22 protein-coding genes and 1 pseudogene are annotated in these 23,789 nt (G+C 60.4%); 15 read left to right on the top strand and 8 right to left on the bottom strand.

Features of this window, described 5'->3' with window-relative positions; translation table 11 throughout:
- Together JOE65_RS01740 and JOE65_RS01735 are read right to left on the bottom strand one after the other, a co-directional pair.
- Nucleotides 1-687, bottom strand: coding sequence for an ABC transporter ATP-binding protein (locus JOE65_RS01740; RefSeq protein ID WP_205161623.1), 687 nt, complete (start codon nt 685-687; stop codon nt 1-3).
- 66 nt (nt 688-753) lie between these two features.
- The gene (locus tag JOE65_RS01735; RefSeq protein WP_205161622.1) at nt 754-1,797 is read right to left on the bottom strand and encodes an ABC transporter permease; all 1,044 of its coding nucleotides are present in this window, start codon (nt 1,795-1,797) and stop codon (nt 754-756) included.
- A gap of 174 nt (nt 1,798-1,971) precedes the next feature.
- On the opposite strand from JOE65_RS01735, the gene JOE65_RS01730 reads away from it, so the two are divergent.
- The 7 genes from JOE65_RS01730 (at nt 1,972) to JOE65_RS01705 (ending at nt 9,919) form a co-directional block, all read left to right on the top strand.
- Entirely contained in the window at nt 1,972-2,844 is an 873-nt protein-coding gene (locus JOE65_RS01730) for a sensor histidine kinase (RefSeq protein WP_338021523.1), read from the top strand.
- A 66-nt stretch (nt 2,845-2,910) separates the two neighbouring features.
- Nucleotides 2,911-3,237 carry an ATP-binding protein gene (locus JOE65_RS15410; RefSeq protein ID WP_338021522.1) on the top strand — a complete coding sequence of 109 codons (327 nt, stop codon included), beginning with the start codon at nt 2,911-2,913 and terminating at the stop codon, nt 3,235-3,237.
- Nucleotides 3,230-3,880 carry a response regulator gene (locus tag JOE65_RS01725; RefSeq protein WP_205161621.1) on the top strand — a complete coding sequence of 217 codons (651 nt, stop codon included), beginning with the start codon at nt 3,230-3,232 and terminating at the stop codon, nt 3,878-3,880. The genes JOE65_RS15410 and JOE65_RS01725 overlap by 8 nt, the downstream gene beginning before the upstream one ends.
- A gap of 17 nt (nt 3,881-3,897) precedes the next feature.
- Nucleotides 3,898-4,362 (top strand): ribonuclease E activity regulator RraA, encoded by a 465-nt coding sequence (gene rraA / locus JOE65_RS01720; RefSeq protein ID WP_205161620.1) that lies wholly within the window; start codon nt 3,898-3,900, stop codon nt 4,360-4,362.
- Between the two features lie 34 nt (nt 4,363-4,396).
- Nucleotides 4,397-6,079 carry an ATP-binding cassette domain-containing protein gene (locus JOE65_RS01715; RefSeq protein ID WP_205161619.1) on the top strand — a complete coding sequence of 561 codons (1,683 nt, stop codon included), beginning with the start codon at nt 4,397-4,399 and terminating at the stop codon, nt 6,077-6,079.
- Nucleotides 6,080-6,148: 69 nt separating this feature from the next.
- Entirely contained in the window at nt 6,149-7,309 is a 1,161-nt protein-coding gene (locus tag JOE65_RS01710; protein WP_205163966.1) for an MFS transporter, read from the top strand.
- 105 nt (nt 7,310-7,414) lie between these two features.
- The gene (locus JOE65_RS01705; protein WP_205161618.1) at nt 7,415-9,919 is read left to right on the top strand and encodes a hypothetical protein; all 2,505 of its coding nucleotides are present in this window, start codon (nt 7,415-7,417) and stop codon (nt 9,917-9,919) included.
- 48 nt (nt 9,920-9,967) lie between these two features.
- On the opposite strand, the gene JOE65_RS01700 is transcribed toward JOE65_RS01705, so the two are convergent.
- Together JOE65_RS01700 and JOE65_RS01695 are read right to left on the bottom strand one after the other, a co-directional pair.
- Nucleotides 9,968-12,463, bottom strand: a complete 2,496-nt coding sequence (locus JOE65_RS01700) for an MMPL family transporter (protein ID WP_205161617.1) — start codon at nt 12,461-12,463, stop codon at nt 9,968-9,970.
- A gap of 12 nt (nt 12,464-12,475) precedes the next feature.
- The gene (locus tag JOE65_RS01695; protein ID WP_205161616.1) at nt 12,476-13,123 is read right to left on the bottom strand and encodes a TetR family transcriptional regulator; all 648 of its coding nucleotides are present in this window, start codon (nt 13,121-13,123) and stop codon (nt 12,476-12,478) included.
- A gap of 68 nt (nt 13,124-13,191) precedes the next feature.
- On the opposite strand from JOE65_RS01695, the gene JOE65_RS01690 reads away from it, so the two are divergent.
- The 3 genes from JOE65_RS01690 to JOE65_RS01680 all read left to right on the top strand — a co-directional run bounded on the left by JOE65_RS01690 (nt 13,192) and on the right by JOE65_RS01680 (nt 16,037).
- Nucleotides 13,192-14,184 carry an ATP-binding cassette domain-containing protein gene (locus JOE65_RS01690; protein WP_205161615.1) on the top strand — a complete coding sequence of 331 codons (993 nt, stop codon included), beginning with the start codon at nt 13,192-13,194 and terminating at the stop codon, nt 14,182-14,184.
- Nucleotides 14,181-15,011, top strand: coding sequence for an ABC transporter permease (locus tag JOE65_RS01685; RefSeq protein ID WP_205161614.1), 831 nt, complete (start codon nt 14,181-14,183; stop codon nt 15,009-15,011). Before JOE65_RS01690 ends, JOE65_RS01685 begins: the two co-directional genes overlap by 4 nt.
- 495 nt (nt 15,012-15,506) lie before the next feature.
- The gene (locus JOE65_RS01680; protein ID WP_205161613.1) at nt 15,507-16,037 is read left to right on the top strand and encodes a hypothetical protein; all 531 of its coding nucleotides are present in this window, start codon (nt 15,507-15,509) and stop codon (nt 16,035-16,037) included.
- 423 nt (nt 16,038-16,460) lie between these two features.
- Here JOE65_RS01680 and JOE65_RS15595 read toward each other — a convergent pair.
- A pseudogene (locus JOE65_RS15595) lies at nt 16,461-16,652 on the bottom strand (HAD-IA family hydrolase); the annotation flags it as partial.
- 135 nt (nt 16,653-16,787) lie between these two features.
- Here JOE65_RS15595 and JOE65_RS01670 point away from each other — a divergent pair.
- From JOE65_RS01670 to JOE65_RS01660, 3 genes are all read left to right on the top strand, one after another.
- Complete coding sequence (locus JOE65_RS01670; RefSeq protein ID WP_205161611.1) at nt 16,788-18,077, top strand: ISL3 family transposase; 1,290 nt, start codon at nt 16,788-16,790, stop codon at nt 18,075-18,077.
- A gap of 1,014 nt (nt 18,078-19,091) precedes the next feature.
- Nucleotides 19,092-19,235, top strand: coding sequence for a hypothetical protein (locus tag JOE65_RS01665; protein WP_205161610.1), 144 nt, complete (start codon nt 19,092-19,094; stop codon nt 19,233-19,235).
- 85 nt (nt 19,236-19,320) lie between these two features.
- Nucleotides 19,321-19,497, top strand: coding sequence for a helix-turn-helix domain-containing protein (locus JOE65_RS01660; protein ID WP_420827515.1), 177 nt, complete (start codon nt 19,321-19,323; stop codon nt 19,495-19,497).
- Between the two features lie 152 nt (nt 19,498-19,649).
- On the opposite strand, the gene JOE65_RS15590 is transcribed toward JOE65_RS01660, so the two are convergent.
- Nucleotides 19,650-19,886: a type II toxin-antitoxin system RelE/ParE family toxin gene (locus tag JOE65_RS15590; RefSeq protein ID WP_205161609.1), complete on the bottom strand. Its 237-nt coding sequence runs from the start codon at nt 19,884-19,886 to the stop codon at nt 19,650-19,652.
- A gap of 226 nt (nt 19,887-20,112) precedes the next feature.
- Between JOE65_RS15590 and JOE65_RS01650 the strand changes: the two genes are divergently transcribed.
- On the top strand, nt 20,113-20,625 hold the full coding sequence (locus JOE65_RS01650; protein WP_205161608.1) for a DUF2975 domain-containing protein: 513 nt from the start codon (nt 20,113-20,115) through the stop codon (nt 20,623-20,625).
- A gap of 69 nt (nt 20,626-20,694) precedes the next feature.
- Here the strand turns inward: JOE65_RS01650 and JOE65_RS01645 are convergent, their stop codons facing one another.
- On the bottom strand, nt 20,695-21,909 hold the full coding sequence (locus tag JOE65_RS01645) for an NAD(P)/FAD-dependent oxidoreductase (RefSeq protein ID WP_205161607.1): 1,215 nt from the start codon (nt 21,907-21,909) through the stop codon (nt 20,695-20,697).
- 9 nt (nt 21,910-21,918) lie between these two features.
- On the bottom strand, nt 21,919-22,719 hold the full coding sequence (locus JOE65_RS01640) for an SDR family NAD(P)-dependent oxidoreductase (protein WP_205161606.1): 801 nt from the start codon (nt 22,717-22,719) through the stop codon (nt 21,919-21,921).
- 88 nt (nt 22,720-22,807) lie between these two features.
- Between JOE65_RS01640 and JOE65_RS01635 the strand changes: the two genes are divergently transcribed.
- Entirely contained in the window at nt 22,808-23,671 is an 864-nt protein-coding gene (locus JOE65_RS01635; protein WP_205161605.1) for an alpha/beta fold hydrolase, read from the top strand.
- The last annotated feature ends 118 nt before the right edge of the window (nt 23,672-23,789 follow it).

Below are 23,789 nucleotides of genomic sequence, written 5' to 3'. Positions count from 1 at the left end.
TCATGCAGCGATCGAGTCGCTGATCCGCCCGTCCCGCATGGACGCCACACCGTCCGTCAACGGAACAAACTCGGTGTCATGGGTGACCATGACCGTGGCCACGTTGAACTCGCGCGTGATCCTGGCGATCAGGCGCACGATTGCCTCTGACCGTTCATGATCAAGCGCCGTCGTCGGCTCATCCACCAGCAGTGTGGTGGGGTTCCCCATGAGAGCACGGGCAATGTTGACGCGCTGGCGCTGGCCACCGGAGAGCTGGTGCGGCCGCCGATTGGCCGAATCGGTGAGGCCGACGACGTCGAGCAGTTCCATGGCGCGCGGCTTGGCTTTTCGCGGTGACTGCCCCCGCAGGTGCTCGGCGATGATCAACTGCTCCACGGCCGTCAGCGAGGGAAGGAGGTTGGGCTGCTGGAAGATGATGCCGATGTGATCCCGTCGAAGCGTGGTCAGCTCGGTGTCGCTGAGCTCGCTCACGTCCGTGCCGTCCAGCAGGACGTGGCCCGACGTCGGCCGGATCAGGGTGGATCCAACGGCCAGCAGTGATGACTTGCCGGAGCCGGACGGGCCGACCAGGGAGAGGACCTTCCCTGAGTCGACGCTGACGTTGACGTTGTCCAGGGCGGTGACGGTGCCGAGGCCGTCCGGGTAATCGAGGGTGACGTTGACGAGTCTTAGTGCGTTGTTCATGGTGATTTCCTTTTGCGCAGTGAGTTGGGCATGACGATGAGGGGGAGCGGATATGACCGGTGCAGGTCAGTTGCCGCCGAGGGCGATGAGCGGATCCACGCGGGTCACTCGCTGCACCGCGAGGGCTGAACCGGCCAGTCCGAGGACCACGATGCCCGCAACGGGGACCAGTGTTGTTGCCGCAGAAACCAGGAAGGGTGCGGCCTGCGCGGCGAAGAAACCGCCCACGAGTCCCACGACGCCGCCCAGCAGCGCCCCGGCAACCAGAACAATGGCAGCCTGCGTGAGTGCATCCTTCAGCACGTAGCCGCTCGAACCGCCCAGAGCCTTCAGGACCGCAATGTCACGGGTGCGCTGCACGGTCCAGACAGTCAGGAAAGCAACGATCACCAGCGCTGAAATGCCGTAGAGGAAGCCCTGCATCATCAGCAGCGAACCATGCTCAGACTGGTAGGACCCTAGCGCCTGGAAAGAACCGGACACGGAGTTGGTCACCATGCCGTCGACGTCCGCGTCCGCACCGGCCACGACCACGCTTCCCACAGAATCGGAGATGTGGCTGATCTTCTGCCAGTCCGACGTCGAAGTCCACACCACGGGCGTGTGGCTATACCACTGGTCCTCCACAACCTCGGAGACGATCAGGTTGACCCCGCCGAGTGAAGCCATGTCGCCGGTCTCGACGCCGAGATCCTCAGCGATGGATGAACTGATCACCACCGTCCCGTCCTTCACGGTGGCCGGCTGCAACTGCCCGCCAGCCTCCACCCCGAAGACCGCAACATTGGTGGTGGAGCCGGCTTGGAACCGTGTCTGGCTGATCCCCAGGGGCTCAGCGAACTCCACCTTGTCCTTCCACTGCTTCACCTGAGCGGCGCTGACCTGCGACTCCATGTAGGAAGCCTTCGCCTCGCTGCCCTCGGGTGCGCCGAATGCAATGGTGGTGGCACCGGCGTCGGATAGTGAGGCAATGCCCGACGTCGACTGGTTGCCCAGCCCGGCCGTGAGACCGGAGAGCATCACGAGCAGCAACGTGATCAGCGCGACCACACTGCCCATCAGGGCAAAGCGCCCCTCCGCGAACCTGATATCCCGAAGTGCCAGAAACATGAATTCCTCTCTCGTGGCCCGCGGGTGGGCCGTGAAAACCTTTCCTTTCCACTCTCCTGCGGAAAGGGTTCGCTGACATCGGGGGCTTGGCTGATTCGCGGATGCCGTCTGGTTGAGGGCTTCGTCAACCATTTGGTTGACCCGTTTGTCAGTGCCGGTGGCTAGGGTTGTTCCATGCAGACTGAAACCTCCTCGCCGTCGGAGCTGGTGCTTCGCGTCCTGAGGACTTCACTGCACGTCGGTTTCGCTGTGCTTCTGGCTGTCGGCACCATTCGGCTTCTTGCCTCAAACCCCGGAGGCCCGACGTCGTACCTTGCGCTGGCACTCGCAGTGGTGCTGGCCGTCATCTACCTGGCCGGTACAGTTGTCGAGAAGCGACACTCGGCCTCAGGGCAGGGACCGGACCCGCAACGGTTCAGCATGGCATGGCTTGCCCTCGTCACGCTGCTGTGGGTTGCACTTTCGCTGTTGAGCGCGGATTTCTCGTGGCTCGCATTTCCACTGTTCTTTTTGCATCTGCATTTACTGGGACCACGGCACGCCATCATCGCTGTAACCGCCCTTACCGCCGTCGTGGTTGCGTCGCAGTGGTGGCATTCCGGTGGATTCTCGCTGCCCATGCTCTTGGGGCCCATGGTGGGCGCGGTGTTCGCCGTCGTCATGGGGATGGCCTATGGCGCCCTGTATACCGAGGGGGTGAATCAGCGGCTTGCCCTTGCGGAACTGCGCCGGACGCGTGTTGAACTCGCTGAGTCGCAGCATCAGGCGGGCGTGCTGGCCGAACGCGAACGTCTTGCGCGGGAAATCCATGACACGTTGGCGCAGGGTCTGTCCAGCATTGTGCTGGTGTCCCGGGCCGTGAAGTCAGCGCTGGACGCCGGTAACGCTGGCGTCGTCCAGGACCGTCTGCAGACTGTGCAGGAGACGGCGTCCGAGAATCTTGCGGAGGCACGCCGATTTGTCTGCGGGCTGACCGACCCCGAGGAGTCGTTGGTGTCCAGCCTTGAGCGGGTGTGTGAGAGCACCGAGCGGCGCGCTGCCGCATAGGGTAGTCCGCTCAGGTGCCGGTTCCGTCTCGAAGGCGAACCCACCGACCTACCAGCTCCTTACGAGGTGACGCTGCTGCGGGCGGCCCAGGCCAGCCTGGCCAACGTGACGGCGCACGCCAACGCAACCACCGCCGTCGTCACCCTCTCCTTTCTCGGCGAGGACGTCACCATGGACATTTACGACGACGGCGCCGGCTTCGATCCGGCAACTCTTCCTTCTCAGCCGCGCCCCGACGGCACAGGGTATGGACTACTGTCACTGCGTGAACGGGTCCTGGCCCTCGGGGGCTCGTTGAATCCTGAATCCGGCGGCGGGGCAACGGTCATCGCGCTGCGCCTTCCCCTCCTACACCACTTAGCTGCACCCCACGAGGAGGCCGTCCATGAGTGAAACCGGCGTCATCCGGATCTTGCTGGTGGACGACCATCCAGTGGTCCGCGCTGGGCTACGGGCCATGCTCGCCGACTTTCAGGGAATGTCGGTCATTGCCGAGGCTTCCGAAGGTCGCGCAGCCATCGCGGAACTGGCGAAACTCTCCGCCCTCGGGGACCCCGCCGACGTCGTTCTCATGGACCTTCAGATGGGCAATGGTATGGACGGCGCCAGCGCTACCCGTGAGATCAAGGCCCAGGATGGACCACCGGTCCTTATCCTGACCACCTACGACACCGACGCAGATATCCTCGCGGCGGTAGAGGCTGGGGCCGCCGGATACATGCTTAAAGACGCACCACCCGAGCAGATCCGGCAGGCCGTGCTCTCGGCCGCCGCTGGTCAGACGGCGCTCGCACCGGAAGTGGCGGCACGCCTCATGGGGCGGATTCGCAGCCCACAACCTTCCCTTTCTACCCGGGAAGTTGAACTGGTGGAACTGTTGACCACCGGGCTGACCAACAAGGAAATCGCGCGGCAGATGTTCATTTCCGAAGCCACAGTAAAGACGCATCTGGTGCATATTTACGGCAAACTGAGTGTCGACAACAGGACCGCCGCCATCGGGGAAGCCCGCAAGCGGCGTATTGTCCGCGGATGACCACCTGAAGGAGCACCATGACCGCCACAGCTGACCTCTACGACGAGCGCGGAGAAGAACTGCAATCGGTGGGTCTCCAGTTTCAAAACCTTGGTGGCAACATCCGCTTCAGCGGACGCGTCCGCACCGTGAAGTGTTTCGAGGACAATGCGCTCGTGAAGTCCATCCTCGCCACACCAGGTGGGGGCGCTGTCCTCGTGATCGACGGCGACGGTTCGCACCGCACGGCGTTGATGGGGGACATGATCGCCGAATCGGCGGTCCAGAACGGATGGAGCGGCGTCATCATCCACGGCCTCATCCGGGACCGGGTGGAAGTTGCGAAACTGTCACTGGGGGTCAAGGCTCTTGGCAGCAACCCTCGCAAGAGCGCCAAGACCGGTGCTGGCGAAGCTGATATCGAGGTGAGCATCGACGGCGTCGTGTTCCGGCCCGGCGCTATGGTGTTCGCTGATGAGGACGGGATCCTCGTGGAGCGCTAAGGGGCCACGGCGGAAAGGGTGCCACACTTGGACGGTGGCACACCTCGACATTTCCAACATCACCTACTTCCTCTCCGACGGACGTCAACTGCTCAACGGCGTCGGCTTCAAAGTGGGCGAAGGACACAAAACAGCGCTGATCGGTCCCAACGGCACGGGAAAAACGACGCTTCTGCGCATCGTGGCCGGGGGTATCAAGGCCGACGACGGCGCAGTGGCCAGCTCCGGTCGGATTGGCATCATGCGCCAGTTCGTGGGCCAAGTCCGTGACGACAGCACCGTGCGAGACCTTCTGGTCTCGGCAGCACCCCCGGCCCTCGCGAAGGTAGCCGCCGCGGTCGATAAGGCCGAGCTGGCCATGATGGAAAACGACGACGAACCAACGCAGATGCGTTATGCCCAGGCGATCGCCGATTGGGGCGACGCTGGCGGCTACGATCTTGAGACTTCTTGGGACGAGGTCACCATGGCTGCGCTGGGAATTCCCTACGAGCGAGCACAGCACCGGGCGGCGTCGTCGTTATCCGGTGGCGAGCAGAAAAGACTGGTCCTGGAAGCACTGTTCTCGGGTCCGGACGAGCTGTTGCTCCTGGACGAACCGGATAACTACCTGGACGTGCCAGGCAAGCGCTGGCTCGAGGCAAAGCTGAATGAGTCAAAGAAGTCGGTGCTGTTCGTCAGCCACGACCGCGAATTGCTGGCGAACGCGGCGACCCGGATCGTCACGCTTGAACCGGGTGCTCTCGGTGCCTCGAGTTGGGTTCACGGCGGTGGGTTCGAGTCCTACCTGCAGGCACGAACGGATCGTAACGCGCGCTTCGAAGAACTACGACGCCGGTGGGACGAAGAACATCTCAAGCTCAAAGAGCTGGTGAACATGTACAAGAACAAGGCTGCGTTTCGCTCCGACATGGCCAACCGTTACCACGCAGCGCAGACCCGGCTGGCAAAGTTCCTGGAAGCTGGTCCGCCGGAGGCAATCCCGATAGAGCAGAACGTCACCATGCGACTCAGGGGCGGTCGCACGGCCAAACGCGCAGTGGTGGCCAAGAGCCTCGAGCTCACCGGCTTGATGAAGCCGTTTAGCAATGAGATCTGGTACGGCGACCGGGTGGGTGTCCTGGGCTCGAATGGTTCCGGTAAATCACACTTCTTGCGCCTGCTCGCTGGCGGTGGAACGGACCCGGAAAAGGAACACGAACCAGTTTCTGACGTGGAGATTGCCGAAGTGCCGCACGAGGGGGCCGTGAAACTTGGCGCACGCATCCGGCCGGGCTTTTTCGCCCAGACGCACGCACGACCGGATCTGCTGGACCGCACGCTGCTGGACATCCTGCACCGCGGTGATGAGCACCGTTCCGGTCTCGGTAGGGAAGCGGCGTCGGGCGTTCTTGACCGGTACGGCCTTGCTGGTCAGGCGGAGCAGAAGTACAACTCGCTCTCCGGCGGGCAGCAGGCACGTCTGCAGATCCTGCTGCTCGAGCTCTCCGGTGCAACTTTGCTGCTGCTAGATGAGCCTACGGATAACCTGGATCTGCACTCTGCTGAAGAACTGGAAAAGGCGATCGAGCGTTTCGCGGGCACCGTTATTGCAGTCACTCACGACCGCTGGTTTGCGCGCAGCTTCGACAGGTTTCTGGTCTTTGGCTCTGACGGCAAGGTGTATGAGACCAAGGACCCGGTATGGGATGAGGCACGGGTGGTCCGTGCCCGATAGGTGACAGGCTGGACGTTTCACGGGTCAAGCGATTAACTTAGCCGGGTGACCTCCAACCTCAACGCAGCGATGTGGGCGACCTTCGCGGTATTCGGACTCAACGGTCTGGTGTTCGCCAGCTGGGCGGCCCGTATCCCCTCCGCATCGGACACACTGGGACTCAGCTCCGGCGCCATGGGTGCATTACTGCTGTTCGGGGCGATCGGTTCCATCGTCGCGCTTCCGCTGAGCGGAATGGTGGCCTCCAGATTCGGTACCGGCAACACCGTGCGTATCGGTGGGGTCGGTGCTTCCGTGGGTGCAGTGATTGTTGCCCTGGGGCTGGCCCAATCATCGGTGCCCTTCACGGGGATCGGCCTGTTTGTGCTGGGGACTGGCATAGCCCTGTGGGATGTCGCCATGAATATTGAGGGGGCCGACGTCGAACAACGGCTGCGGCGGACCATCATGCCAAAATTTCATGCTGGTTTCAGTGCCGGCGCTTTTGTGGGCGCGATGATCGGTGCGGCGCTGTCGGCGCTGAACATTGAGTTGCCGTGGCATCTTGGGGCCATCTCGATCCTCGCCTTGACGGTCTCACTATGGATACCGAAGTACTTCCTTGCGACGAACCCGCATCTGGAGCATGACCCACACATCGCGCCAGCCACGCGGTTTGGCGCGTGGCGTGAATCGAGGACCCTGCTTATCGGATTGGTGGTTCTGGGTGCTGCGCTGACGGAGGGAGCGGCGAACGACTGGATTGCGAAAGCCACCGTCGATGGACTGGGCCGCTCAGAAGCTGCTGGCGCCATGATGTTCGCCGTCTTTGTGGCATCCATGACCGTATTTCGATTCATCGGAGGCCGCTTCATTGACCGTTATGGGCGCGTGCGGGTTCTGCAGATCACTCTCGGCTCTGCCCTGGTGGGCTTGCTGCTGTTCGTTTTTGGTCCAAATGTTTATGTCAGTGGCGCTGGCGCAATATTCTGGGGTCTGGGGGCGGCCCTGGGTTTCCCCATGGGTATGTCCGCCGCTGCTGATGAGCCTCGACGCGCTGCCGCAAGAGTTTCGGTCGTTTCCAGCATTGGCTATACGGCGTTCCTGGCCGGGCCACCGCTGCTCGGATTTCTTGGAGATGTTGTGGGCATTCGTAATGCTCTGTTGGCTGTCGGGATCGCAGTTCTGGTGTCATTCCTTGCTGCCCCTGCCGCGGCTGCACCGGAGCCGAAATCGCAGCTTCCTCGTTAGCCGCCAACTTATCCACAGCGCTCTCTTCGCGGCACAGCATTCATAGTAGTTTTGATGCCGGGGACGTCATGGGAATGTCCCTGTCTCCATCAACCAGGGATATCAATGAACCCGGACTCAGCCGAGCAACCACCACCGAACGAACAGCGCGCTACACTCACTCAGGGCAACCATCCGCCCATACCTGAAAACCCTCCCGAGACCGGAACGGCGCCGCCGTCCAGGACGCTGCTGAGCGGCATTGGGTCAGCACGCTGGCTGGCGGCCGGGCTGTCGGCCGCCGTCGCCTACGGTGCCACGCTCGTGGGGGCCGTGATCACCCTGGTGCTGGTGTTCATCGGCACACTCCTGACGTCCAATTCCGGGATGGACAGTACGGTTCAGGAATACTCCGGCATTGATCCAGCTGAAATCGCGGGCGGATTCCTGTTCATCATCGGTATCCCTTTCCAACTGACCGGTATGGCCTTCATGGGTGCATTTGGTGCTGAACTGGGTACAAATTTCTTCGGGGCGCCGCTGGAGCTTGGAGGAATGCTCTGGGTGTTGCCGCTCTTCCTCACTGGTCTGGCTGTCGCGGCTCTCTGGTGGTTGGGTAGGCGCACTGAACGAAAGCAGCCCACCACGCCTGCCCAAGCGTGGATTCTCTCGGGCACGACTGGCCTGGCCTTGGCGCTCATTGCCATGCTGCTGGGGCTTGTGTTCACCATTCGCAGTGGCGATGCAGAGATGGCAGTGAGCATCAACAGTGTTTCGGTGTCACTCTTTTTCGGGGCGCTCGCTATTGGAACTTTGGCTAGCCGAGCTGGCAGGGCTGCAGCACGAGGATTCGTGCTCGCAAGGAAGTATCCCAGCGTCATGAGTGCGCTGAAGGTCTTTGGCCTGCACTTTCTGGCCTACACGGTTGTGGCCGGGGTAATCGTGTTCATCGCAGCCATCGTCAAGGGTGGCGCCCTTGCTGCGTTCTCTGCACCTCTGTGGCTGCCGACTGCTGCCACGTGGGTCTACGGCGTGGGTCACTTCACTACCCTTGGCGCATCCACCAGCGCTGCCTCCGATTCGATGAACGTGTTCGACCTGCCATGGTGGGCCACCTTGTTACTTGTTCTCTTTACTCTCGCGTTGGCTGTTCTTGCCTCCGTCGTGTGGGCGCTGGTTAGGAACAACGATCCAGCAGCTCTGCGTCGGGGTACGTCGTGGGTTGTTCTGCCCACGGTCTTCCTAATTGGCGGCCTGACCATGTCCGTGGCGAGTGCGGCAGTCTTCGATGTCAGTGGCGGAATATTTGCTCTCTCGGGCACCATGGCTCTGGCGCCGTGGACCTTCCTGATCATGGGCCTCTGGGGAGGCGCGATCGAGGCTAGCTCACGATTTGTTGCCCCGGTGCTGATTCCTCTGGTCCCTGCGCGAGTCTGGGCGTGGCTCACGCACCAGGTCAGCCAGCCGACGACGGTGCCGGGCACCCACATTGCAGGTGCCGGTGGCCCCGCGGCTGCCGCAGTTGCTTCGGACGGTGCTCCGTCCTCGGCTCCCACCGGTGATGGTGCCGGGCAGGTCACCGAGCCCCAGCCCATGTCGGCTCAGGCAAAGAAGCGCTTGCGGATGGGTGCCATCATTGCCGGAGCCGTCGTCGTATTGTCGGTTGGTGCAACGGTTGCTTACAACGTTGTTTCCACCAACGTCTTTGGTCCGCAGGCACAGGTTGAGAAGTACCTCGATTCACTCCGGGACGGTGACGCTGCAACGGCCGTGGACATCCTTGACCCGAACGTGACGTCTGAGGAACGGGTTCTGCTCACCAACCAGATCTTCTCCGCAGCCGAAAACCGCATCAGCGGCTATGAGATCCGCGACGTCGAAACGACCGACGACGGCGCTGTCATCACAGCCGATCTGACGCAGGATTCCAAGACAACGCCGATCACCTTCGTCCTTGAGAAGGGAGACCGGACAGCTGTCGTCTTCAACGAATGGCGTGTTGTCAGTGGAGGCACGTGGCTTCTGCCCATTCAGCTCCCAGAGGGGGCCAACGCGATCAAGGTCAACGGCGTCGATGTTGAACTTCCCTCGATGGAGGGGCAGCAGGCACCGGGAGCGATCCTGCCCGTCCTTCCCGGCAGCTACGTCATCACACCGCCCGAGGGCACAAAGTATGTGACTCTGGGCGAAGCCAAGACAGTTAATGTGGCCGTGGATCCAGCAAGCAATGACCTGATGGGAGCTCAGTTCGAGATTTCCTTGACGGACGCGGTGCAGAAGGACGCTGTTGCCCAGGCCAAGGCGTATCTGGAGAAGTGCCTGGCATCGAAGGAGGCAGAACCAGAGTCATGCCCGAATAACATGTACACCTCCGGTGATGCCGAAGATTATCGGAACATCAGCTGGAGCGTCGAGACAGAGCCGACGTATGAAGTCTCCGATGGATATCAGGGCGAGTCAGTGCGCCTGAGCGCCAGCGACGGCGAAGCGACGGTGACTTATGAACGCAATACGGAGTGGGATGACGATGAGCCCGCTGTCTGGGAAAAGAATGAGGATTCTCAGGGACTGTATTTCAGCGGAGAGGTCCTGATCGAGAAAGATAAATTGTCGGTTACGTTTACGGACTAGCGGGAGATGCTACTGCGCGCCGGCGGGAAGCCGGCGCGCAGTAGGCCGCTATTTGACGGCTGGCTCGGGCTCAGCTGTCTTTGTCTCGTCGGTGTCTTTGAGGAGCTTGGCGCCCTCGACGTCGACGTCCGGCAGGATCCGGTCCAGCCACTTGGGCAACCACCAGGCGTGCTTGCCGAGAATGTGCATCGCGGCCGGGATCAGAGTCATACGAACCACGAACGCGTCCATGAGAACACCGAATGCCAGGGCGAATCCGATGGGCCGGACCATGGTCAGATGGCTGAAGATGAACCCTGCGAACACTGAGACCATGATGATCGCGGCCGCCGTCACCACCTTTGCGCCATGGTTGAAGCCACTGACGACGGCGGTGCGGGCATCTTCTCCATGAACGTACGATTCACGCATGCCGGATACCAGGAACATCTGGTAATCCATGGCCAGTCCAAAGAGCACACCTATGAGGATCATGGGTAGGAAGCTCAGAATCGGCCCCGGGTTCGGTACGCCAAAGATGGTGGAGAGCCAGCCCCACTGGTAAATGGCAACGATGGCGCCGAAGGCCGCGCCGAGTGACAGCATGAATCCGCCGGTGGCAATGAGTGGAACCATGATGGAACGGAACACGAGCAGTAGCAGGACCAGTGACAGCCCAACGACGATACCCAGGTAAAGCGGCAGGGCTTCGAGCAGCTTCTGCGACACATCGATTTGCAGCGCAGGCTGACCGGTGACACCAATGGTGATTCCGGTTGATTCCTCGATTTCAGCTGCGTTGGCACGCAATTCGTGAACCAGATTCTCCGTGCTGACGCTCGCGGGCCCCTCAGTGGGGACAACTTGGAACGCAGTGGTCAATCCGTCTTCACTGGTTCCGATGGAGACCGCGGCCTCCACGTTGTCATATCCGCGAAGCTTCTCGGAAAGCTCCAACTGGGCCTCGCGGGAGTCCTGTTCGCTCAGGCCCTGCGGAATGTCACCGACGACGATGAGCGGTCCGTTGATACCTTCTCCGAAACTCTCACCGAGCTGGGAGTATGACTTGAAAGCTGTGGACTCAACGGGTTCGGAGCTGCCGTCCGGCAGAGCCAGCCTCAGCTGGGTTGCGGGGATCGCCATGACGCCCAGGGCCAGAATGGTTGCAATGAGGGCCGGCCAGCGAAAACGGGTGACGAAGGTTCCCCAACCGCGGCTCTCTGTCTCGTGGGATTCAGCCTCAACGAACTGTTCGCGCCGTCGCCACGCCCGCTTCGACAGAACCTTGGGCCCCATCAGGGAGAGCAGGGCAGGTGTCAGCGTCAGCGCCACGACGACGGCCACAGCAACGGTTCCGGCGCCCACCAGACCGAGTACGGTGAGGAAGGGGATGCCGGGTACCGCGAGCGCGGCGAGGGCTATGATGACGGTCAGCCCGGCAAAGAGGACTGCGTTGCCGGAGGTGCCTGTGGCACGGGCAATGGACTCCTCCATGGGAAGACCACGCAGCAGCTGGGTGCGATGGCGATTGATGATGAACAGACAGTAATCGATACCGACTGCCAGTCCGAGCATGAGCGCGAGCACGGGGGATACGCTGCTCATTTCGATAACGCCGGTTAGCGCGAAGGCTGTGCCGACACCCACTCCAACACCCACGACAGCCATCAGCAACGGCAGGCCAGCGGCAACGAAGGTGCCGAGCATGAGCATGAGGACGGCGGCAGCGACAACGATCCCGATAATTTCGGCAGCGCCAAAGAGCCCGCTGACATCTTCGACGATGTCTTTGCTGAAGTTGACCTCAAGCCCTGAATCTTCGGCTTGGAGGGCGATTTCCTGAACGTCTGCCTTGGTGTCGAGGCTGACGGACATCATTTCCTGATTGAACTGTGCCTGAATAAAGGCGGCGGACTGATCTTCGGATACGAAGCGCACTCCTTGGCTGGTCTTCTGTTGGAATATGGCGTCGTCCAGCTCGCTACGACCGTTCTCGTATTTGGTTTGTCCTTCAGCGAGTTCCTGCTCGCTCGCCTCGATTTTGGCCGCCGCAGCGTCTAGCTGATCCGCCTGCTTTTGAGCGGTCTCGAGCTGCGCGCGTCCCTGAGAGAGCTGCGTTCTGGCCTGTTCCAGCTGAGCCTGACCGGAGTCCAGCTGCTCTTTGGCTTTCTGTAGATCGGTTTCACCCTGCGCAATCTGCTCTTCTGCCGAGTCCAACTGTGTCTGGATCTCGAAGGGGTTCCGCGCCTCCTTGATGTCCTCATGCTCATCCAACTTGGAAGCGACGTCGGAAATAGCGTCCTTCTGGTCCTGACTGAACGGTTTGCCATCGGGCGTTGCGAAGACTATGGTTCCCACACCGCCTGCGGCATCCGGAAATTCCTCCTGCAGCGTGTTGAGGACGTTCTGCGAGGCCGTTCCCGGAATGCTGAAGCTGTTGGTCATCTTGCCGGAAAAGGCTGCAACTGAGCCGCCAACGGCGATGATGATGACGAGCCAAGCGGAGATGACCCACCACCGCCGCTGGTAGGCAAATTTTCCTAGTCGATACAGCAGAGAAGCCATGAATGGTGATCCTTAGTCGGTGAGAGAGAAACCACTGCGGAGCATGGTGATGCTCTCCAGCAGTAGCTCCTGGAACGTGGTGGTGGATTCGGGGAGTGAAGGGTTTGCCTGGATGATGCGGGTGGTCTCGTTCAGTGCTTCGCGGCCGCAGGACATCAATACCCCGGCAAGGCAGCTGATGAACAGCTTTTTGGCTCCTGTCGGCAGCCCCAGACGCTGACGGAGTCCCTCTTCCAGCCGAAGTTGCGCGAAGCTCCAGGTCTGTAGTTCATAGCGTTGGAGTTCAGGGCTCCCATCGCTCATCAGGCACAGTTCGATCAGGACGTTCATGATGTCCTGATCGAGGTTGCCTGCAACGGCGGCCAGGACGGCATCGAGGATAGGTTTTTCTGCTGGCTCTTCTGTTAGCTTCTCGAGGGCGTTGTCCAAGAACTGTTCGACCGGAAGATTGACGGCGGCCTCGATGGAGGCGAAGTAGTTGAAGAAGGTACGGCGCGAGATATCGGCCTTCTCCGCGACTTCGTCCACCGTGAATTTTCCGAGGCCCCGGGTGCGGGCAAGGGTCAGGGCAGCCTGCCCAATTCCGCGGCGGGTGGCCGCCTTTTGGCGTAGTCGACGGCTCAGGGCCTCTTCGCCGACGGAGAGTTCTTCACTGTTCACGGGATTACACTACGTGCAAGTTTGCACGCTGTGCAAATCGGCGCTGGCGTCGCAGATAAGCTGTCACCATGGCAATTATCGAGGCTCGCGGGCTCAGAAAGATCTACCAGGCGAAGACGGGCCCAGTTCACGCACTGGACGGCCTTGATCTCACGGTCCCTCAAGGAACCGTGCAGGGATTGCTCGGCCCCAACGGGGCAGGAAAAACCACCGCAGTGAAGGTGTTCACCACCCTCATCAAACCTACCGACGGCGAAGCGACCGTGGCGGGACTCGACGTCGTGCGTGAAGCCAAAGAGGTCCGCCGATCCATTGGGGTCTCCGGGCAGTACGCCGCAGTGGACGAGAACCTGACGGGTTTCGAGAACCTGGATATGGTGGGGCGTCTGTACCACCTGGGCAAGAGGGAGTCGCGTCGCAGGGCTACCGAACTCATCGAGATGTTTGACCTGACTGCGGCACAAAACCGCCCTGTCAAGGGATTCTCGGGCGGGATGCGACGCCGGATCGACCTCGCTGGTGCCCTCGTGACGAGGCCGAAAATTCTCTTCCTCGACGAACCAACCACGGGCCTTGATCCGCGGAGCCGGCTGGGAATGTGGGATGTCATCAAGAATCTGGTCTCCGATGGCACCACGGTCCTGCTCACCACGCAGTACTTGGAGGAGGCGGATCAGCTAGCGGACAACATTGCCGTAATCGACGGCGGCAAGGTCATTGCCCAGGGTACTTCCGATGAGCTGAAGGCCCGCATAGGCGGACATCGTATTGAGTTGACCATCATTGACGCAGCCGACGCCGGTGCGGCAATTGAGGCGTTGGCCCGCCATGGAGCCGGGGAACCGCAGTCCAGCGGTGACGGTCGGACTATGGAAGTTCCCGTCGTCGAGGGGGCGAAGGCACTCCAGTATGTGCTTGCCGACCTCGGGGAAGCCGGGGTTGAGCTTCACGACGCCGGCATTCGGCGCCCGACCCTGGATGACGTCTTCTTGAAGCTGACAGGACGCGCGGCGGAAGAGGACGAAGAGAACAACAATGTTGAAATGGAGAAGGCCAAGTGAGCGCTGCAATTGAACAAGGCTCCGGCGCCACCTCGCCGCTCGGACAGTGGTTTTCCGACGGCTGGATAGCAACCCGCCGCAACCTGATCAAAATCAAGCGTGTCCCGGACATCCTGGTCTTCACCATTTTGCAGCCGATCATGTTTGTGCTGCTGTTCAGTCAGGTCTATGCGGGTGCAATGGCGATCGATAATTACACGTCCTTCCTGATGGCAGGCATCTTTGCTCAGACCGTGATTTTTGGATCCACTTACTCGGGTTCGGCGATGGCCCAGGATCTCAAGGAGGGGATTATTGACCGGTTCAGGACCCTACCCATGAGCACTTCCGCGGTGTTAATCGGGCGGACCAACGGTGACTTGATGATCAACGGCATCTCCATGCTGATCATGATGGGAACGGGTTGGCTGGTGGGATGGCGGGTCACCACGAGCGTCTGGGGTCTGTTGGGAGGAATCAGCCTGCTGCTGCTTTTTGCCTACGCATTTTCCTGGGTGATGGCACTACTGGGCATGAGCGTGCGCAGCCCCGAGGTTATCAATAATGCCTCGTTCATGATCCTGTTTCCGTTGACCTTCATTTCCAATGCGTTTGTCCCGCTTCACACGCTGCCTGACGTACTGCGGAACATCGCGGAATGGAACCCCGTCTCCGCACTGGTCCACTCCGCGAGAGTCCTGTTCGGCAATACTGATCCCAGTTTCCCTCCGCCCACGTCCTGGACGCTGCAGAATCCGGTGATCACGATCATCATCGGCATTGTCCTGATGCTGCTGATTTTCGTTCCGCTGTGCATCAAGAAATTTGGTTCCATCAGCAGTCGGTGACGCGTGGCACCGCTCGTTTAGTACGTGCGCGCCAGCGGCGTGTCGTGCGAAGAGGTTAGTTTCCTGCCTGACCGAGAGTCTTGGCTTTTGAACAGCAGCGGACCCTTGGCTACTTTCATGCCTCCGTGGTCAGCGTCGCGCTCGCGGTGAGGTCTTGTTGGTCGGGCATCTTGAGTAACCGATAAAGAATTGAGATATACCAAGCAGTGTCCCAGATATGGCCCCGTCACCGGACAAGTCACCGTACTGGGTATCTGACACACTGTTCGGAGCTACATTTCAGCGGTGCAGGTCAGAGCGGGGTGTGTTCGGTGAAGGTTGGTCTTACGGGCACGGGGTCGCCGTGCAGTCGACTTCGGAAAACGACAAACCTAAATCTGGGGAGCTTCGAGCGGTAGGTGTTCCGGCGGAAGACCGATTAAAGGGCACCGCAGCCACCCGCCGTCAGAGGTACGGATGAGCGCAGCGGCCCCGCGGCAGCCCTAGTGTGGTTGCATGGACAACACAACTCTGGAGATCATTACTGGGATTGCTGTCCCTGCCGCCGCGATCATCATCTCCACGTGGGTCGCAGTCGGCCTCGCGAAGTCCGAGCGGGTCGCCGCCGCGGCCGCCCGGGCTGAGGAGCGCAGTGACGGAGCCTTTGTTCGAGCACTTATCGCCCTCGCGACGCTGAACACCATCAACCTCCGAGCCGAGTCAGTAGCTGAACCGCTCAGGGACCTTCGCGTCGGTCTGACCCTGTTGGAGGCAGCGGGTCCGAAACACGACAATGACCTGCTCTCCGAATGGTTTGAGGCCGAGCGCGTCGCCGGCCTTGCTCAGAGTAGAGAATCCATGCGGAAGCTTGCCCTGGCCCCGAAAACCCCCAGCAGCGATGCCGACGTTGACACAATCGTTGCGGCAGGAGCCCCATTGAACACTTGGGCTCGTGACTTCGCTAATAACCTGCGCTTGTGGCGACGAAAGGGTGTGACGGACGCGCAGCTTACGGAACTGATCACGAACGCCAAGAACTTGCGCTGACGATGGGTTACCTGACCAGGCAGTACAACAGTTACACGCTGATCGGCCTGAAACCTCTGCTCAGCACCAATGGGCGATGCCTATTCGTTCAAGGTCGCCAAGAGCAAGCCGCTCGGCCTATTCTTCATACAAAGGACCGGCCAACGCGCACACCCGTCCGTTAAGGGTTCCTTTATAGGAACGCCACCGGCCCAGGTAATAGGCAACCGTTGCGGCTTTGCGCGCCGTGGAGGGGGTTAGGCCATGGTATTCAAATGCGCGTTGGAATTCAGCCTTGAGGGTGACCGCCAGCTCCTGAAGAATGGTCGACTCATGGTTTCCTCGAAGGAGGATAGCTCCGTACTCGCGCCAGATCTATGTTCTGGGCAAAGAGTTCCAGGCAGTGTTCGTTCATCGGCATGCTTCATGCCGTCTATTTGATTGTCAGCAGCCGAGGAGCTCTGATAGTTCTGCTCGAAGGTCCGTTGCGGAAGTATGAAGTACGGTTCTGAAGCCAAGCTTCTGCGCGCTTGCGATATTCGCTGCGTTGTCGTCGATGAACACCACGTCCTCTGGGCGTGCATCTAAACCAACCAAAGCATGATCAAAAATTCGTTTGTCCGGCTTCGCAAGACCTAGCTGCCCGCTGAAGTAAAGTGGCTCTTCACGGTTGGTGGTGAATCCGGGGTTCGTGTCGTAGCAAAGTAAGGGCCCGTGGCCCTGTTGAGATGGATGTGTCTAGCATTCTTCTCAAGTCAGGAACCACGAGCCTTGAATCAGCCTACCCAGTCGTGCCCGGATGCGGCGACGACACTCTTCAATCTGCCCGGCTACCGAATCGTCACCGCCGTTATGAACGGTGACGGTATCCGTGTTGTCACGGTCGCCTCGGACTTCCCGCCGGGCTGCCCTGGCTGCGGTGTGATTTCCACCCGGGTGCATTCGAGACGGAGACAGCGGGTTCGTGACATCCTCGTCGCCGGGCCGGTGAGCGTGTGGTGGGCCAAGCGCCGGTTCTTCTGTGACGAACCTGCCTGCACCCGGAAGACCTTTGCCGAGTCGACCCCGCAAGTGCCCCGCTTCGCCCGGTCTACGGCCAGACTCAAGGACACGCTCAAAGACGCCGTCGTCTCCTCCGGCAGAGCGGCCAGCGAGGTCGCGGCCGCGTTCGGGGTCTCCTGGTGGCTGGTCAACACTGTTGTTGTCGCTGCCGCCCTGGCGCTGCCATCGGTGGACCTGCTGACCCCGGCACGGCTGGGGATCGATGAGCACCGCTACCGATCCGTGCGCTGGTTCAAGGACCAGCAGAGCGGGAAATGGTCCCGGTTCGAGCCATGGATGTCCACCATCGTCGATGTCGATTCCGGCCAGGTACTGGGCATCGTGAACGGCCGCGACAGCCACGGCGTCGGGGCTTGGCTCAAGTCCCGACCCGCCGCCTGGCTGGCCGGCATCGAAACGGTCGGGATCGACCCGTCGGCGGCGTTCCGCAAAGCCCTGCGCGAGCACCTGCCCGATGCCGCCGTCAGCGTGGATCACTTCCACCTCGTCTTGCTGGCCAATGACATGCTCACCGGGGTCCGCCAGCGCGTCGCCCGGGAGCAACACGGGCGCCGCGGCCTGAAAACGGACAAGGCCTGGGCCCACAGGCGGTTGCTGCTGCGCGGCTACGACACGCTCTCCGACGCCGGCAAGAAACGACTCGATGATGTCTTCGCCACCGATGATCCGACCCAGGAACTCGCCGCCGCCTGGGGAGTGAAGGAAGCACTGCGACTGATGCTTTCCAGTAGCAATCCAGCCAGCGTCCAAGAGCGAAAAGAGTTCTTTGAGCGCCAGGTCAAGTCGGCGGCGATGATGGAAACTGATCGGCTGCTGACCACCGTGACCAAGTGGTGGCCAGAGATCCAAACACTGCTCGACACCCGGGTCACCACGGCGAAAGTCGAGGCAGCCAACACGATGATCAAAAACATCAAACGGATTGCTCGAGGGTTCCGCAATCCGACCAATTACCAATCACGTATCCTATTGAGAAGTGCTGCCCGGACGGTGGCATGAAATTCATCTCAGCGGGCTGATATTCACCACGAAACGCGAAGAGCCAGTAAAGTTTCGAGAAGTATTTTGTCCACGACGATCCGTCGAGGTGTCGCTTCGACATCTGAACAGGCATGTTCGAAAGAAGAGCCATCCTGGCTTGCTCGTTTTGCAAGGTCTCCAAAACCGATAACGTGGTCGGATTGAGGTGGGACCACAATGCCAAATCAAGGTTTTCTAGCGACTCAATCTCTGCCCGACTAGCGGGGCGGTCGAGTACTCCTGACCAGTACTCCTGCGGATTCAACTGTCCGGAGTCAAAAGCTTCACGATTCGCCCAGTAGGTGCTTGTTTTTGGTTCGAGATCCGCCCCGGTAGCGTGCTCTAAAGCCCGCCAGTCGTTTGCCTCCGGAGCGGTTGAAACCACCATTCCGTAATCAAAGAGGTACCAAAAGTCCGAACGAGATAGCATTGACATTGATTTAGCCTAGCGCCGATCCGGCTGTCTTTCGCCCGCTATGGCGTCCAGCCCGCATTGCACCAATGTCCTCAGGTAGCATGGTCCAGTGAACTATGGGTGTCCCAGTGCCCGTTCCCTCTGCGGGCGGGGAGTTGATGTGCTGACGACTTCTCAAAAACGTCAGCGTTAATTTGTGGAATGTCCCAGTTCTAAGGAACTGGAACGCTGTACAACCACGTTCCTGACCTGGAAGAAGTGCGGGCTGGCCGGTCTACCAACATACCCCCGGCGCCTAGCGCGTAATCCTGTTCTGTTACTACTCAATTTTCGATATCCCGAGTAAGGCTCCAGACCCGGACATAGTTATAAGGCTGCCACGATCCACGCATAGAGTGAACAGATGTCTACAGCCTTCTGGATCTGCGCGGTCCTGACCCTCATTAGCAGTCTCGTAAGTGCCGGATACGCAACTGGTTGGGTCCCTAGGTAGGAGCCCGGTTGTCATGGGCCCTGTCTAGGGACCCAACCACATCCACACCCTCGCTACACCCAATGAGGCCTCAGGCGGTTTGCCCGTGGGAGCCGATTTCCCGGAAATCATTGTCGCCCTGCCGCACAGGCCCATCCTGATGATGCTGCTTGGTGTCATTGCTGCTGCCCTTGCAATCGCGTTCCGCTCCGGGGCGCGCCTGGAAAGCGAGGTTGAGGGAGTTGTCTGATTTCCCAAAAGGCCCCGAGTCAATTGTCCCGACCCAGGAACACCTCGTTGAATGCCACCTCGGCGAGGTGCTGACCAACCGGGCAATGACCTTGACAGAGTTATCCAGGCGGACAGGAATAACCATGGCAAATCTTTCAATCCTGAAAACAAACAAGGCCAAGGCCGTTCGATTCACCACGTTGACAGCAATCTGCGTTGAGCTAAACGCAACCCCACCGAGCTTTTTACCATCAAGGTCCCTTAGAACAGCTGCGGTATAACCCACGCCTGCAACCCAGCGAGCCAAGCATTCAGTTTTATCGCAATGGAGTGCGCGGGCAGGAGGTCAGGTGGCAGTCCGTGGAACGGAATGGGACTCGAAAACACTGCGAAGTAAGTCTCTAGGCAGAGTTCACGCTCGGCCGTCGCGGATTCATTCGGATGTTCGGTGGGGGATCCGAGACAGGGCACCCGCATAGTTGATGTACTCGATCGTCCGTAGCGCCGGACGAAGATCGTCGCGCGATACCCCACGGTAGGAGAAATGGGCGCGGCTTTCGCAAAACGAGACTATCCACTCGGTGAAGCCTTCAGCGTTACCGGGTGAGCCTGCACCGGCGATGAAGTCGTAAAGCTCCTCAACTTGTTTAAGGGCTTCCGGTCGGAACACAACCAGCTAGCGCGTCTCTGCTGCTCCATGTGGAGCCAGGCCTCCAGTGCCTGGCCGCGGGCGAATAACGTGCGTCGGGCCATCTCATTCGGAAGGGTGATACTCAATTGCCAAGTCGTTCGCATGGTTGCCCCAATCTCAGTAAGACGGAATCCGGCTCGCAACACGATGCATTCCGGCTTCATGCATGATTGACAGTAGATGCAAGTAAGAGAAGGATCGCGACATGACCAAGCAGGAAGTTCTACCTATTCGCTTTTTCCTCGGACTTGCTGCGCTCGCGGCCCTGCTGATCCAACTGGTGGTTATTCCGTCGGCCGGGGCAAGCTACGCCAGCGCATACCCGGAGGTTGCGTATCTGGCGCTCCCAACCGTCATGGCACTTGTAGTCGCAGTCGTCGGTGTCGAGATGGCAGTGGTGGCAGCTTGGCAGCTGGTCTCGGCCGCGGTGGCTGGCAGAACACGGACCAACCAGTCGACGCGCTGGACAAATATCCTGACAGCGTCGGTTATTTTCATGGCCGTGCTTCTCGCGGGCGTTTTCGCTTATATCGGGTCCATCGCAAGCGTCGGGGGGCCGGCGATGCTATTCGGGCTTCTTGCCTCCCTCACCCTTATTCCCGTCGCCTTCGCCCTGAGATGCTGGGTGAGGGGTTGGCTGAGGGGCGATGCTGTTGATGACCGCATCGCGGAAGGTCGCACCATCAGCACGGTTTCGTGTCATGCGCAGGCGCAGTAGTGCAAGGTTCCTAATCGGCAGTCCGTGTGACCCGGACGAGGAGCTGGCTAAACTTCTGGCCAAGCAGGTTTAACCACCGATCGGGATTCGACCGCGCAGTTCATCGCGACTTAGCGTTCCTGCCTGAGAATCGGCGATCACCTGCCGGGCGGCGTCGGTCTGGTCTGGGAAGTTCCACAGCAGCACCCCAGCCACCTCGCCAGAGTCACTGAGATAGTAAACGACGCCTCGGCTGCGGTCCGCGGTCCAGTCCTGGACCATGTCCAACGACGAGTCCAACGAGCCTACAGCCTCATAACGGATACCGAACAACACCGAGTAGAAGTAGGGCGTGTGCGTATAGGGCTGCGGGTCGCCCGCCATGTTGGCGCCTACCCGAGCACCCATAGCGTTCGCGTTGTCCACGTGCTCAACCCGACGTTGCCCAAGCAACCGATCAGGATAGTTCGCCACATCACCGGCCGCGAACACATCCGGATGGCTCGTCATCAACATAGCGTCAACCACGACGCCGTCGTCGACGTTTAGCCCGGCGGTCTCGGCAAGCTCAGTTGAGGGGCTGATGCCGAGGCCAACGACAACGCCGTCCACCATGAACGTTGTCTCGCTTTCGTCGCGGATCGACAGTTGCCCGTCTTCGACTGAGCCCGAAGCGATTCTTGTCTGCGGTGACAGGATCACGCCGTGGTCGATGAACATCTGGGTCACCGCCTGGGCAAGCTCTCGTGGGAAGAGCGAGTCGTTAACCAGATTCTCGGGATAGGCAAGTGTCACCCGAGTGTCGTTCTGCACCAAAGAGCCGGCCAGCTCGGTACCGATGAAGCCGCCTCCCACTACCAGCAGGTGGCGGTTATCGCCGCTCAGCTCGCGCAGCCTGCGGTAGTCGGAGACGGTGCGGAAGGCGATCACCCGATCGTCGTCGGGAAGATCGAGGTGATGCGGCTCGCCGCCGGTGGCGATCAGCAGTTTCCCATAGGCCACCTGCTCACCGGAAGCCGTACGGACCGTGTGTGCGTCGAGATCGATTGACGTCGCCGGGTCCGCGGTCATCAGCTCGACGCCGGATTCCTGCTCTGTGTTCAACCAGGCCTGATCTAAGGTGAAGTCTGGGTCCCTCCACAGCTTCTTCGACAGCGCGGGCCGGGCGATCGGAGGCTCCGGATCTGCCCCTATAATCAGGATTGATCCATGGCCGTCGGTCTCGTGGATCGCTTTGGCGGCCGCGTCTCCGACCATCCCGCCACCGATGATCACGTAATCGTAGTGCTCGCTCGTGCTAGCCATCGCCGGACCTCAGATCGTCGCTACTGAGCCGGAGTCAACCCGGTAATTGGATCCGTTGACGAAGCTCGCTCGATCCGAGCAGAGGAACGTGATCACGCTTGCAACCTCATCGGGCTCGCCCCTGCGCTTGAGCTCCATGTACGGCCGTTCTTCGTCGAGGAAGCTCACGATCGCCTCGTCAAAACTGGTGCCGAGCTGGGCAGCACGCCTCTTCATCATGGCATCTGTCATCGGGCTGCTGATGAACGCGGGGGAGACCGTGTTGACCAGCAAGCCCTCCTTGGCATAACTACGCGAGAGCCCCTTGGCCATGGCCAGGATGCCAGCCTTGGCCGCACAGTAGGGGAGTTCATCGTCATACGGTTGCACCGCGTCCTCGCTGCACAGATAGACAATCCGACCCCAGCCACCCTTGCGCAGAGCAGGCAGGAAAGCTTTGGTAAGCCGGACGGGGCCCAGAAGGTCCACCGTGATTGTGTTCACCCAGCCCTCGTCGTCGATCTCATGGAACAGTCCCTGAGCGCCGGTGATTCCGGAGGACTGCACGAGGATATCGATATCGCCCACTGCGGCCTCGGTCTGCTCGCGCAATCGGGCCACCTCGTCGACGTCGGTGATGTCTGCGGCGAAGGCGAAGAGCTTGCCGTCAGGGGCGTTCAAGGCGCCAGCCACGTCATCAAGTGCCTCTTGGTGCAGATCGGAGAGCACCACAGTGGTCCCTTCGTCCAGCAGCTGTTGCGCCGCCGCCGAGCCGATGCCACCGGCGCCACCGGTAACCAGTGCAATCTTGTCTTTGATGCCGAGGTCCATGATTTTCCTTTCGAAGCCTTGACTTGAACGTAACAACGTAGAGTCGGTTCAACAACCCCTACGGGAGTTCTGATAGCGAGGAGTGTTCATGCCCACGTTTACGACCACTGACGGTATCGAGTTGAGTTTTGCCGATACCGGGTCTGGTCCGCCGCTGGTGCTGTTGCACGGTTGGGGGTTTAGCCACCGATTCTTCGACGGCGTCGCTCCCGCGCTCGCCCAGCACTGCCGGGTCGTTGCGTTGGATCTGAGAGGTCACGGCGACTCCGGCGCCCCGCCCTACCAGCCCAAAGTGGCGCGGATGGGGGCAGACCTGCATGAGTTACTGGAGTACCTGCACATCGAGGAGGCAATTGTCCTTGGCTGGTCGCTCGGCTCAGCAGTTGCCTGGAGTATGCTGGAGAATTTCGGGTCGCAGCGGGTATCCGGTGGGATCTACTGCAGCCAGGTGCCGCGCCAGTATCTCGCCGCGGACTGGCCCTGGCACCACGCCGAGTGCTTTGACGACGTCGGCCTCGCCCGGTTCCAGGGGAAGGTCAGTTACGAACTTGACACCATGATCGAGCATCAAGTCGACGAGATCTGCGCCTCCCCGGTGAGCGAGGCTGATCGGGAGCTCTTCATCAAGGAAATGGCAAAGTGTGGGGCGCAGGTGCGCAACGCGATCATGGCTGACCACACTCGGCATGACTGGCGTGACTTTCTAGAGCAGTTGGATCTTCCCACCCTGGTCATGACTGGCCAAAAGGATCAGGCCTACAACTGGCGCGGGACGGCCTGGATCGGAGAGCACGTCCGGGGAGCGCAGACCGTGCTGTTCCCCCATAGCGCGCACGCAATCTTCCATGATGAGCCAGACCGCTTTGTCTCCTCAGTGTTGAACTTCGTCGAGCAGACCGGCTCCGCGAAACCGCAATTAGTTCTGGGCATTGAATGGGGGAATCATCCCTGAGGACTAGGTGGTTGAAGCCCAACATCGTCCTCTTGGTTGGTGTCTGAAAGCGTCACGAACCCTACTGTGGACGAGTATGGTCTTTTGACCTACGTAGAAGTTTCCTCGAATCCATAAG

This window comes from Arthrobacter roseus, from assembly GCF_016907875.1.
GTDB classification, from domain to species: Bacteria; Actinomycetota; Actinomycetes; order Actinomycetales; family Micrococcaceae; genus Arthrobacter_J; species Arthrobacter_J roseus.
This window is presented reverse-complemented; position numbering and strand designations above follow the sequence as displayed.

Excerpts from the sequence above, each read along its gene's own strand:
- rraA (WP_205161620.1), top strand. The coding sequence starts at position 3,898 with ATGACCGCCACAGCTGACCTCTACGACGAGCGCGGAGAAGAACTGCAA.
- JOE65_RS01705 (WP_205161618.1), top strand. The coding sequence starts at position 7,415 with ATGAACCCGGACTCAGCCGAGCAACCACCACCGAACGAACAGCGCGCT.
- JOE65_RS01740 (WP_205161623.1), bottom strand. The coding sequence starts at position 687 with ATGAACAACGCACTAAGACTCGTCAACGTCACCCTCGATTACCCGGAC.
- JOE65_RS01650 (WP_205161608.1), top strand. The coding sequence starts at position 20,113 with ATGACCAAGCAGGAAGTTCTACCTATTCGCTTTTTCCTCGGACTTGCT.
- JOE65_RS01735 (WP_205161622.1), bottom strand. The coding sequence starts at position 1,797 with ATGTTTCTGGCACTTCGGGATATCAGGTTCGCGGAGGGGCGCTTTGCC.
- JOE65_RS01700 (WP_205161617.1), bottom strand. The coding sequence starts at position 12,463 with ATGGCTTCTCTGCTGTATCGACTAGGAAAATTTGCCTACCAGCGGCGG.
- JOE65_RS01710 (WP_205163966.1), top strand. The coding sequence starts at position 6,149 with ATGTGGGCGACCTTCGCGGTATTCGGACTCAACGGTCTGGTGTTCGCC.
- JOE65_RS01645 (WP_205161607.1), bottom strand. The coding sequence starts at position 21,909 with ATGGCTAGCACGAGCGAGCACTACGATTACGTGATCATCGGTGGCGGG.
- JOE65_RS01660 (WP_420827515.1), top strand. The coding sequence starts at position 19,321 with ATGACCTTGACAGAGTTATCCAGGCGGACAGGAATAACCATGGCAAAT.
- JOE65_RS01635 (WP_205161605.1), top strand. The coding sequence starts at position 22,808 with ATGCCCACGTTTACGACCACTGACGGTATCGAGTTGAGTTTTGCCGAT.
- JOE65_RS01725 (WP_205161621.1), top strand. The coding sequence starts at position 3,230 with ATGAGTGAAACCGGCGTCATCCGGATCTTGCTGGTGGACGACCATCCA.
- JOE65_RS01640 (WP_205161606.1), bottom strand. The coding sequence starts at position 22,719 with ATGGACCTCGGCATCAAAGACAAGATTGCACTGGTTACCGGTGGCGCC.
- JOE65_RS01690 (WP_205161615.1), top strand. The coding sequence starts at position 13,192 with ATGGCAATTATCGAGGCTCGCGGGCTCAGAAAGATCTACCAGGCGAAG.
- JOE65_RS01680 (WP_205161613.1), top strand. The coding sequence starts at position 15,507 with ATGGACAACACAACTCTGGAGATCATTACTGGGATTGCTGTCCCTGCC.
- JOE65_RS01730 (WP_338021523.1), top strand. The coding sequence starts at position 1,972 with ATGCAGACTGAAACCTCCTCGCCGTCGGAGCTGGTGCTTCGCGTCCTG.